Genomic DNA, 11,401 nt, shown 5'->3' with positions numbered 1-11,401 from the left:
TAGCTGCTGTTTCGTCCAAAGTCCCATGTGTTCTCCCAACCTTTCGTCTATTCCTATTTTAATAGGTTTTGGAGTTTACACAAAGAATTTTACAGACTCCTTGCTCTCATTTTTAATGTTGTATTCAGCCTCGGTAATAGCAAGTTCCATCTCAGTATATGGATGCTCGAGCATTTCTCCATGACCTACTGCAAGTAATGACGGCTGATAACGAAGAAGTTTACGAGCACTGTCCAGCGAAACTTGTCTATTCCATGTACCTAAGGCTGGAAAAGGAAAGCTTGAACGGAGTTGACCGGCCACCGCCATACCGCCAGCTGTTTGAAAAGCGTCACCGGCGAATAAGAAATGGTTGCGTATATCGAGGAACGACATCGATCCTGGAGTATGACCAGACGTTGCCAAAGAAAGGAGGGAGCCAATTCGATCGCCTTCTTGGAGCAGCACGTTTGCCCGTGTTTTTATATTCATAGGTATGATGCCGCTTATCGGGGTATCTGGTTCATCTGGATCTAGCGTTCGATCTCCGTCCAATAATCGAGCTTCCCGGGTGGATATATGGACAGGTATTTCAGGATATGCTTGATTAATTGCATCTAGTGCGCCTAATATGGTCATGGTGTGCATGGGTCAATACAATTCCAGTAATCGGTTTACCAATCTTATTAGCCGCCTCCAATATATCTTTGTAGCTTTCGTGTATGGCAGTATCGATAAGGGTTAGCCCATTAACCTCCTCCACAAGGTAGCAATTAACAGACAAAGACTCATTTTTGAAATATGTTAATTGGTATGCTGTATCGATTTGAATAATCCGCATGATACTCATCCCTCCGTGTAAAGATTTATGGTTTTTCAAGTCTAATTTTAAAACACCGTGCTCGATTTCGATTATAAATTGACCAAATATAAGAAACAATAACTAAAAGCAGCTCGTTTGTACGTAATCGAACAAGAGAGCCTGGACTGTTCAAAAAGAATACCATGACTAAGTAGCAGAAATGCTGCTTATTTTTTTGAATTAAATAGGGTACAGGGGTATCGTAAAAAGTTGTTGACTAATATAGGGTGGGGGGGTATACTGAGGTTGTGAAGGTGATGGAAATGAATGTTAGTAAATCAATCGATTCGAATTGCTTGAAATAATGAAATATCATTAATTAAATGAGGGAGAGATTAAAAATGGCGAAAACGATATTGCAAGTGGAAGGTATGAGCTGCCAGCATTGCGTGAATTCAATTGAAGGAGCACTGAAAGAAATCGGTGCAATCGGAAAAGTCGATCTCACGAATAATACAGTGGAAGTATCGTATGACGAGAATCAGATTACCATTGGAGCAGTAAAAGAAGCTATCGAAGAGCAAGGCTACGACGTTGTGTAATCTGCGTAAATAAAGGAGTGAATGATTATGGAACCATCTATAACGAACGAAAACAAGCAAATTACTTTGCAAATCACAGGCATGACTTGCGCCGCATGCGCAAATCGAATCGAAAAGGGCTTGAACAAATTAGAAGGCGTAACATCCGCCATTGTAAACTTCGCTCTAGAAAAGGCAAGCGTCACTTATGATCCTACGTTAATGGGCGTAGGTAAGCTGGAAGAAAGCATTAATAAATTGGGTTACGGCACGGCAAAGGAAGTCGTCGATTTCCAACTTGAAGGTATGACATGTGCCGCATGTGCAAACCGGATTGAGAAGGGTCTTAACAAAATGCCCGGGGTGACGAATGCAACGGTTAATTTTGCAATGGAAACGGCACGCGTCGAATATTCCCCAAGCGAAATCTCCATAACCGATATGCAGAGTAAGGTGCAGCAGCTAGGCTATAAAGCCAATACAAAACAAGAGAATGAAAAAAAGGGTGACCATCGCGAAAAAGAAATACGGCATCAAAAAAGAATTTTGCTTCTATCTGCGATTCTCTCTCTCCCGCTTTTATGGAGCATGGTTGGCCATTTTTCGTTCACGACGTGGATTTACATGCCGGAAATTCTCATGAATCCATGGCTCCAACTAATTCTGGCCACACCGGTTCAATTCTATGTTGGAAAGCAGTTTTATGTGGGAGCTTATAAAGCACTGCGCAATGGCAGTGCCAATATGGATGTGCTAGTTTCGCTTGGAACCTCGGCAGCTTATTTCTACAGTTTATATCTCACGATCGATTGGTTCTCAGGCGGTGCCTCCTTGCATCATGGACCATCTCTGTACTATGAAACGAGTGCAATACTGATTACTCTCGTTATTATGGGAAAATTGTTCGAGTCGCTCGCAAAAGGCCGGACGTCGGAAGCGATTAAATCCTTGATGGGGCTGCAAGCGAAGACCGCCTTAGTTATCCGAGACGGTCAGGAGCTCTCCATTCCAGTGGATGAAGTCATTGCGGGGGACATTGTGCTTGTGAAACCAGGAGAAAAAATTCCTGTAGACGGGGAAGTCATTGAAGGAACATCATCTGTGGATGAGTCGATGCTTACGGGTGAAAGCATTCCCGTGGAGAAGATATCCGGCGATGCGGTTATCGGAGCGACGATCAACAAAAACGGCATGCTCCGAATTAAAGCGACGAAAGTCGGCAAAGAAACGGCGCTTGCGCAGATCATTAAAGTCGTTGAAGAAGCTCAAGGATCTAAAGCACCGATTCAGCGGGTGGCAGATGTGATTTCCGGCATCTTTGTTCCAATAGTTGTCGGTATCGCAGTAGTCGCGTTCTTTATTTGGTTCTTCTTCGTTACGCCGGGCGATTTTGCTGAAGCTTTGGAAAAAGCTATCGCGATCCTAGTAATCGCATGTCCTTGCGCACTTGGTCTGGCAACACCGACCTCCATCATGGCTGGTTCAGGACGCGCTGCCGAACTTGGTATTTTATTTAAAGGCGGCGAGCATCTGGAGCAGACCCATAAGATTGACACCATTATATTAGACAAAACGGGAACAGTCACAAAAGGGAAACCGGAGCTGACAGATGTTCTGACTGAAAGCGAAGAAACGGAGTTTCTTAGACTTGTCGGCGCCGCCGAGAAAAATTCGGAGCACCCGCTTGCAGAAGCGATCGTTGCGGGCATAAGGGATAGAGATATCGTGCTTCCTGGAACGGAAGCATTCGAAGCGATCCCTGGTTTTGGAATTAAGGCAGTTGTGGAAGGAAAAGAATTGCTGATCGGTACCCGCCGCTTGATGGAGAAATTCGAAGTGGATGCAAAGCTTGCCTATGACACAATGTCTCGTCTTGAAGAAACAGGGAAAACAGCTATGCTTGTCGCAGTGGATAAACGATACGTCGGTATTGTTGCTGTGGCGGATACGGTAAAAGAAACTTCAAAAGCCGCAATCAGCCGACTGAAGGATATGGGAATACAAGTCATCATGATAACAGGTGACAATGAACGTACGGCAAAAGCCATTGCAGATCAAGTCGGTATCGATCATGTGCTTGCAGAAGTACTACCGGAAGGAAAAGCGGAACAAGTGAAAAAGCTGCAGGCCCAAGGTAAAAAAGTAGCCATGGTCGGGGATGGCATTAACGATGCTCCTGCCCTTGCAACGGCGAATGTCGGAATGGCAATTGGCACAGGCACAGACGTGGCCATGGAAGCAGCGGATGTGACCCTGATGCGTGGCGATCTTTCGAGCATTCCGGACGCAATCTACATGAGTCGTAAAACGATGAACAACATCAAGCAGAATTTATTCTGGGCGCTCGGTTATAACACACTCGGGATCCCCATTGCCGCGATTGGTTTATTAGCACCATGGGTAGCAGGCGCGGCGATGGCATTAAGTTCGGTTTCCGTCGTTCTGAACGCCCTTCGGTTGCAGCGTGTCAAAGTGCGCCATTAATTCTTTTAGTAACCCTGAAGAAAAATAAGGGAGAATGATCATGGGAGAAAAAACGAAGATAGCGGTTAATCCCGCAATTCAAGTTGGAGGAAGCTTATTTTCTTTAGAGCAGCTTGCCAAGATTAGCACCGTTGTAGGTTCGGATGCAAAAATTGAAATGACGACGTTCAAACAGCTCTACGTGGAAGTGCCGATTGATCGACGCGATGCCATCAAGAAGGAGCTTGAGCTCACCGGCCTTGAAGTATATGCGACGGGCTTTGTGACTAAAAGTCTGATTGCCTGCAATTTTTGTAAAGGGGCTGAAGAGGCGGGCTTGGATACGGCACGAATTTTAAATCAAGCCATTGCCGGCATTGAAACGCCTGCGCCGCTAAAGATAGGCTATGCAGGCTGCGCGCTAGGCACAAGCGAGCCGCTGCTTAAGGATATTGGTGTAGTTAAAATGCGGAATACGTTCGACATTTATGTCGGAGGAGAACCAAAAGGTCTTAAAACGTCTATAGCCAAACTGCTTCTATCCGGATTAACGGAAGAACAGTTGGTGCCGGTAATTATAACAATCATTGATTTTTATAAAGAATATGCTAAAGGAAAAGAGAAGTTCAGTAAATTCATAAATCGAATGACACTCGATCAACTGAAACATATTACCGGTTAGAGAGTCGATAATGGAGGGGAGTGATAACCTTGACAGAACAATTGCGAATCTATACGATACCGACGTGTAGTGATTGCACCTATGCGAAACGTTACTTTAATGAGCATCAAATTCCATTTACCGAGCTCAACTGTGAAGAAAATGAATTCTATGCAAGAGAAGTCTGGGATTTGACGGGGAAGCAGATCGTTCCGACGATTGTCATTAATGACAAAGTATTTGTTGGATTTGCTGAGAATCTAAAAGAAATTAGCGAACTATTAAATTAAGGATTACGAACGGAATAGTACGACAATATCAAATAAAACATCTTCATAAATAAAAACCGTCTGCATAAGCTAACGGTTTTTTCTGTGTGTGATTATAATCAATGATGATCCATTTTGAATATGATTTATTGCTATGTTTGCCATCTGGAATCTTAATTCTTTAAGGAGGACATAATACTAATTCATTATTTTTTGGTAAATAACTATATGTTGTAGTGTACATATTAACGAAAACTGTGGCAGTAGAACCATAAATCCAGAAACTCCGAGCACAACTCAGTATTCTCTAGTCGTACCAGTGGAAACTGCTCTGAAAAATTCGAGAAAATGTTTAAGTCCAAAGGAGTAATTTATGAACCCCTACCCAAGCTTAAAATCAGTCACAATTGATTGCTCTTATTCATCTGAGGTTTTAATTTCTGGTATTCAATTTCATTCCGGCAAAGTGGGAAAAGGTGAGTTATTTGTTGCGATACCCGGAATTGAAGTCGACGGTCACGACTATATTCATCACGCAATAGAAGCCGGCGCGGTAGCTGTAGTAGGTGAAAAAGAGTTATATCATTTACCTGTTCCTTATTATCGTGTATCCAATTCTCGTTTGGCCTTAGCCCAGATAGCTAGTCAGTACTATGATTACCCTTCGAGGCGACATACTATGATTGGGATTACCGGTACAAATGGGAAAACGACGACAGCACATTTGCTTCGCCACATCATCGAAACCGCGGGAATCACCTGTTCACTTATTGGAACTGTATCTAATCTGATAAACGGCGTGGATATATCTTCAAGCCAGACCACACCCGATGCATTACAGTTGCAAAAGTGGTTATATGAAAGTAATGACCAAACCGTAATAATGGAAGTCTCCTCTCATGGCATTGACCAGGATCGGATTGGAGGAACAGAGTACGACTATGCAGTGTTTACTAACCTTAGTCATGATCATCTTGATTACCATGATTCCTTAGAAGATTATTATTTGACGAAGGCCCGCTTGTTTAACCAGTCAAAAATAAATGGGGCAGCGATTATTACCAGCCGTGGCCGATGGGGTAATCGCCTTATCGATCAACTTTTGACTCAAAATAAAACGGTATACTCTTTTGGGGAAGTGGGGGGAGATAAAATTGAAATTGTCCAGATTCATTCAGAATCCCCTCTGTACTTTCAAATTAGGGAAGAAAACAGGCTTTATGATGTTAAAATGTCTCTGCCTGGTGTTTATAATGCTTGGAATGCTGCCGCTGCTTGGTTAACAGCGCATCGTATGGGGATTGAATCCAACATTATTCAGCATGCTCTGAACAATTTTCCAGGTGTTCCAGGGCGGTTTGAAGTTTTTCCTCATCCAAATGGTGCTCAATTTATTGTAGATTATGCTCATACTCCGGATGGATTCGAACAATTTCTTAAAACATTACACAATCGTAAACAAAATCAGATCATTCATATATTTGGTTTTCGTGGTGATAGTGATCCATCCAAGAGAAGCACGATGCTGAAGATTTCAGTAGAATGGAGTGACAAAATTATTTTAACCATGGATAATTTGAGTGGGACTGATATTAAAAGTATGTTAGCGGAAATGCAGGAGTTGGCAAATGAGTCTGGTGGAAATAAGTGTGTGATAATTGAGGATCGAACTAAAGCTATTGAATATGCCTGGCAGCTAGCTAGAAAAGGAGATCAAGTAGCAATCACTGGAAAAGGAAGAGAAGTGTATCAACAAACCTTTGCTCTCCCAAGTAATACGGATCCAGATACCATTCAATACTTACTCAATAAATCCTAGTTATTCTTTTGATTATTGGAATTATCATGACTCCAATATGTATGGTGTTACGTGAAATTTATATAAACCAAAACTCCATCGAAGGCAGCATTCAGGATAGGGTTCGCTCGGTTGATCGAGGCCAAGCAGGAGTCGCTGCTTCTACGGCTGCGACTCCTTACGCTTCTCCTGCTGCTTACGCCACCCGTACCGGGTCATGCCCCGCGGCTTGTACACCGACAGTATCAAGACTAAGAGCAACACCAGCAGGCCGATCCCGGGGTGGAGGAATTGGCCCCCGCCCCCCAGCCTGTCGAGATCAGCACTGGGGTCTGCCGCTACGCCTGCTAGGAAGCTCACTGTCTGCGTATACGACAGCAAGACGAGGGTGGCAAGGACGGTTAGCAGGAGTTTCGCCAAGACCCAGTAGTGTCGGAACAAGCCCCACGGGGTACCCAGTGACATGACAAGCCCAGTTAGAAGCGAGGCAAAGGAGAGCGGAACGAGGGCGAACCAGGTGATTGGCTCCATCGCGATAAAGGCGGCACGCACCGTCTGAGCATCCTGGCTGGTCTGAGTGGCGACGACGAGAGCTAGGTAAGCAACGACCGCGCCGATCCAGCCGACCGAGGAAGCGATATGCGCGGTGAGCGCGAACTTCCGGAGGCCGGGTTTCATGATCATGGCTGTTTCACTCCTTGTTCTATGCCGCTAGAGGACTGCATGTGGCGCATAGGGCCGTGGTTACCACCGACGCCGGCGAGTTTCATTATGACAAACAGCATGACCAGAACCAGGACGATGATCCCAACCACTTTCACCCAGCGTGGTGTGCTTGGTGGTCGATCCTCGTTCGGCCTCACGCCGGTGTCATCGCCGGTGTCGCTGTTGAAGTTTGGTAATTTACTCATTGAGAAATCCTCCTCTTTGTTTTCATGATCTATAAGTACCAAAGTCATTATAGCAATGTTTATTAGTATACCGTCAAACCTATTGTAAATGGGCAAAATAAAACACTGATAAAATGAAAATAAAAAGTTATAAAGCAAATCTAAAGAATTATGAAGTAGCGATTATTCAAAAAACCTTCCTTTTTAACTGAAAGTTTTTATTACAAATTGTTATGTTACAAGCGGAAGGCTAAATCGAATTTCCGGAATATGAAGGAATGGCTTTAAATTGTTCGAATATTAAACTTTCTGTGATCAGCCTTACAATATCCTGATCGTTATCGACAACCAGTACCGTTTTCTCCATTATGTTCACCAGCTTTATTACTTTTTCACTCATCATATCGATCTATTTTCTCAAATACAAGATTATTTATCTACTTCAATGTCCAGCTTAATGGCTGCAATGGACGGAATGCTTGCAGGAATTATGGGCGGCATGCTATCGTAAAAAAAATGGTTGAACTGTTAGGCGGGGAAATCAGTGTTATGCATGTGGATTAGAGTTCCGCTCATTATCGTGGCCATTATTTATTTCATAATAAAAACCAGACAAGGAGTTCGAAAAAAAAATGAAAAGGAAACAATGGATCTATCTAATCTCGATTTGTGTTATTTTACTTGTGACAAGCGCATGTTCAAACAATAAAGTCACGATGGAGCATATACACGGTCTTGGCTATACAAGCGACGGGAAACAAATACTTATCCCTGCCCACGATGGCTTAGTTTCCTACTCGGACGGAAAATGGGAAAATGTCGATTCTCCAAAAAACGATTATATGGGTTTCCAAACGGTTGATAATGGGTTTTACAGCAGCGGTCATCCTGGTCCTGGTTCAACATTGAAAAATCCGATTGGAATTGTAAAAAGTTCAGACCTTGGAAAGAACCTAACAAAGCTCGGATTTGAAAGTGAGAGTGATTTTCACACAATGGCAGTCGGATATAAGACCCATGCCATATACGTGATAAATGAGCAGCAAAACTCAAAACTAAATTCTGCTGGACTGTTCTATTCAACAGACGAAGCAAAAACGTGGACAAAAAGCGCCGCGGCGGGATTAAACGAAGAGCCAACCGCACTTGCCGTTCACCCGACAGATGAAAAGACCATTGCAATGGGAACAAAAAGCGGATTGCTGATTTCCAATGATTTTGGCAATCGTTTTGAAATGCTGTTGCCCGGCTTATTTATTACTTCAGTGATCTTTGAGGAAAATGGAGAATTATTAATTGCAGGCGCGAACAACCCGAATTTTATAAAAATCAATTTAACCTCGAAAGAGAAAGAGGAAATGAAATTGCCAGTCTTAGATAATGATGATGCTGTGTCTTATATCGCCCAAAACCCAAAAGATGCAAATGAAATTGCCGTAGCTACCTTTAAAAAAGACATTTATTTGAGCAAGGACTTAGGATTGAACTGGACGAAAATTGCCGATAAAGGCAATGGTATATCCTCAAAATAAGTATCATAAAAATACGGAATCCCCCTGCAAAGAAGGGGGATTCCGTTTACCGTTATCTTATAAGCTGTGGCTAAGTTGCATGGCAAGAGTACGACATTCTCTAGCGCATTTCAAACACATTTGTCCACAACTTTGAGATTCTTGGTCTGGGTGTTTTAAACATTCATTTCCGCAGACTTCACAGACATATGCGCAATATTCACAAATCGACTTCATTAGAATGCTGTTTCCTGCCACGAATTTTGCACATACTTCACAAATGGTTGCACAATCAGCTAGTAATTTAATTTGAGGCCTTCTTAAATGGGCATCTGGTCTATTCAGAAGCATGTCGCACGTTTTATAACACATACTTGCACAATCTTGAAGCATTCGAAGCGTTCCTGTCGGCATCATCATATGGGTTGGCATTATCAGATCTCCTTCAATTTGTGATCACCTTTCTAAGATATTCACTGTGCGAATGTCCTGCCTTAATGGCATTTGCCCATATTGGGTGGAGTAGCGTATTTATCCCTCTTGTGTGTTAACTAAAAAAGCTGTGATTTTCTACACTTTGTAGAGAATCACAGCTTTTTCCATACGAATAAAAGATTTTACCACGTTATTTTTGTGGCGATTAAAGGGCAAAAGTTCAAGCATTATCAAGATTCAACGAAGGTGAAGGCAATCCATTTACATGTTGAGGTGTGATGATCGTTTCTAAGCGCAAAAAACCTCGTTAAGCTTCGTTAGACGAGGTTTGCAGGGGTTATGCTTAAAAATTCTCCTTCTTGCGGTTTTTGAACAAATGGTAAAGGAGGCGTATAGTGGGTATTAGTGAAAATGCACCGGATTTCGAACATTAAGGCATACAGGGGGAACCAAACGTGGAATCATGGAAGCGTACAATGTGGATCTTATGGTTCGGTGTTCTGTTTTGCAGCTCAAGCTATACGATGTCGGTTCCTTTCCTGCCGCTATTCCTCTTCGATTTGGGAGTACCGGACAGCTCCGTTAATTTATGGGCGGGAATCGTCCATTCCTCGGCTTTTCTTGTCGGAGCAGTAATGGCTCCATTATGGGGATTGCTCGCAGATAAATACGGGAAGCGGAGAATGGTCATCCGGGCGGGGCTCAGCCTTGCGGTTATTTATGCCTTAATCGCCTTCGTGCAGACGCCGTGGCAGCTCGTGGGTGTAAGGATGCTGCATGGCTTTGTGGGCGGATTCGTTCCGGCATCCATGTCGATTGTAGCATCGGTTGCGCCTAAGGAGAAGCTGGGCTGGAGCCTCGGAATGATGCAGGCGGGCACGATGACAGGCGGCATTCTCGGTCCGCTGTTTGGAGGGCTGCTAGCGGAAGCGTTCGGCCTGCGCAGATCGTTTGTCGCGGCTGCCATCATCATATTAGCCGCGACAGTGGCGGTTATTATTTGGGTCAGAGAAGGGAAAGCGGAAGCTAAAGTCCCTGAAGGTACGTCAGCAAGCAAGAAGCGGACGGAGCCGGTAACTTACCGCATGGCGTTCCGCAACCGCGCGCTCATGAGCATGCTTCTGCTCCTCGTTCTCTTCCAGCTTTCGGTCAATATGATTCAGCCGCTGCTCACGCTGCATATCGCCAAATTGCAAGGCGGGCTGCAGGGGGCTGTGCTATCAGCCGGCTTTGTTCTCTCGCTGATCGGGATAGCAGGCATTCTGGCTTCCCCGGTTTGGGGGAGACTGGGCGAGAGGAAAGGGTATTATCGCATTCTCGTCATATGCTTGCTCTCAGCAGGGCTGGTCATTAGCATGCAGTTTTTCGTGCAAGACTTATGGCTGTTCGCGATCGTGCAATTCGTCTTCGGCTTATTTATGGCCGGCATTGGACCGATTGTCAATACGCTAGTCGTACAAAGCACGGATGAACAGTTTAGAGGCAGATCATTTGGTCTCACGACGAGCGCTAACCAGTTTGGCGCCATGCTTGGACCGCTCATAGGCGGTCTGCTCGGACTAGCTGTCAGTATCCATTGGATTTTCGTCGCTACAGGCATGATGATGGCTGCAGGTGGCGTGAGCGTATGGCTGAAGCGGAGGCGCGAGCTGGGACAAGCTTTGATGAGGAGGGGCTGAAATCATGTTCAGCCCCTCCTCTGTGTGCGCCCAGCATGGGCGCTATCTCTAGGGTTCGAGTCCCGAATGGTGAAGGCAGTAGTAGCCATAGCTTAAGGCAAGGGTGTCCATCGCGAGGTGNGTGCGCCCAGCATGGGCGCTATCTCTAGGGTTCGAGTCCCGAATGGTGAAGGCAGTAGTAGCCATAGCTTAAGGCAAGGGTGTCCATCGCGAGGTGGAATCTGAAGGAAGCCGGCGGCAAATCTCCGGTCTGAGGAACACGAACTTCATATAAGGCTAACGTACGTTGGATGAGACTGCGCAACAAGTCAAAGTCCTTACTGCCGAAGGCGT

The 11,401-nt window shown here is 44.6% G+C and carries 9 protein-coding genes and 2 pseudogenes; 7 read left to right on the top strand and 4 right to left on the bottom strand.

All coding sequences use genetic code 11. The annotated features are described in order from the left end of the window. Positions 1 to 75: 75 nt before the first annotated feature. Positions 76 to 820 (bottom strand): annotated as a pseudogene (locus ASG81_RS25240) (MBL fold metallo-hydrolase). A 362-nt stretch (positions 821 to 1,182) separates the two neighbouring features. Between ASG81_RS25240 and ASG81_RS25235 the strand changes: the two are divergent. From ASG81_RS25235 to ASG81_RS25215, 5 genes are all read left to right on the top strand, one after another. Next, entirely contained in the window at positions 1,183 to 1,383 is a 201-nt protein-coding gene (locus tag ASG81_RS25235; RefSeq protein ID WP_056640995.1) for a copper ion binding protein, read from the top strand. 27 nt (positions 1,384 to 1,410) lie between these two features. Then, the gene (locus ASG81_RS25230) at positions 1,411 to 3,846 is read left to right on the top strand and encodes a heavy metal translocating P-type ATPase (protein WP_056640992.1); all 2,436 of its coding nucleotides are present in this window, start codon (positions 1,411 to 1,413) and stop codon (positions 3,844 to 3,846) included. Between the two features lie 40 nt (positions 3,847 to 3,886). Further along, the gene (locus ASG81_RS25225; protein WP_155971921.1) at positions 3,887 to 4,507 is read left to right on the top strand and encodes a nitrite reductase; all 621 of its coding nucleotides are present in this window, start codon (positions 3,887 to 3,889) and stop codon (positions 4,505 to 4,507) included. Between the two features lie 20 nt (positions 4,508 to 4,527). After that, complete coding sequence (locus ASG81_RS25220; RefSeq protein WP_235549020.1) at positions 4,528 to 4,776, top strand: glutaredoxin family protein; 249 nt, start codon at positions 4,528 to 4,530, stop codon at positions 4,774 to 4,776. 352 nt (positions 4,777 to 5,128) lie between these two features. Beyond that, the gene (locus tag ASG81_RS25215; RefSeq protein WP_056640984.1) at positions 5,129 to 6,574 is read left to right on the top strand and encodes a UDP-N-acetylmuramoyl-L-alanyl-D-glutamate--2,6-diaminopimelate ligase; all 1,446 of its coding nucleotides are present in this window, start codon (positions 5,129 to 5,131) and stop codon (positions 6,572 to 6,574) included. Between the two features lie 141 nt (positions 6,575 to 6,715). Here ASG81_RS25215 and ASG81_RS25210 read toward each other — a convergent pair whose 3' ends face one another. Both ASG81_RS25210 and ASG81_RS25205 read right to left on the bottom strand, forming a co-directional pair. Further along, entirely contained in the window at positions 6,716 to 7,237 is a 522-nt protein-coding gene (locus ASG81_RS25210; protein WP_200961608.1) for a DUF2269 domain-containing protein, read from the bottom strand. Further along, positions 7,234 to 7,464, bottom strand: coding sequence for a hypothetical protein (locus tag ASG81_RS25205; RefSeq protein ID WP_056640981.1), 231 nt, complete (start codon positions 7,462 to 7,464; stop codon positions 7,234 to 7,236). The genes ASG81_RS25210 and ASG81_RS25205 overlap by 4 nt, the downstream gene beginning before the upstream one ends. A 611-nt stretch (positions 7,465 to 8,075) precedes the next feature. On the opposite strand from ASG81_RS25205, the gene ASG81_RS25200 reads away from it, so the two are divergent. Both ASG81_RS25200 and ASG81_RS25195 read left to right on the top strand, forming a co-directional pair. After that, positions 8,076 to 8,975 (top strand): F510_1955 family glycosylhydrolase, encoded by a 900-nt coding sequence (locus tag ASG81_RS25200; RefSeq protein WP_056640978.1) that lies wholly within the window; start codon positions 8,076 to 8,078, stop codon positions 8,973 to 8,975. A gap of 869 nt (positions 8,976 to 9,844) precedes the next feature. Further along, entirely contained in the window at positions 9,845 to 11,068 is a 1,224-nt protein-coding gene (locus ASG81_RS25195; RefSeq protein ID WP_056640976.1) for an MFS transporter, read from the top strand. A 145-nt stretch (positions 11,069 to 11,213) separates the two neighbouring features. On the opposite strand, the pseudogene ASG81_RS33210 reads toward ASG81_RS25195, so the two are convergent. Beyond that, positions 11,214 to 11,401 (bottom strand): annotated as a pseudogene (locus ASG81_RS33210) (hypothetical protein); the annotation flags it as partial.

It is taken from the genome of Paenibacillus sp. Soil522 (genome assembly GCF_001428245.1).
Classification (GTDB): Bacteria; Bacillota; Bacilli; order Paenibacillales; family Paenibacillaceae; genus Pristimantibacillus.
Note: the sequence above shows the minus strand (reverse complement) of the source record. Positions and strands in the feature narration are given on the sequence as shown.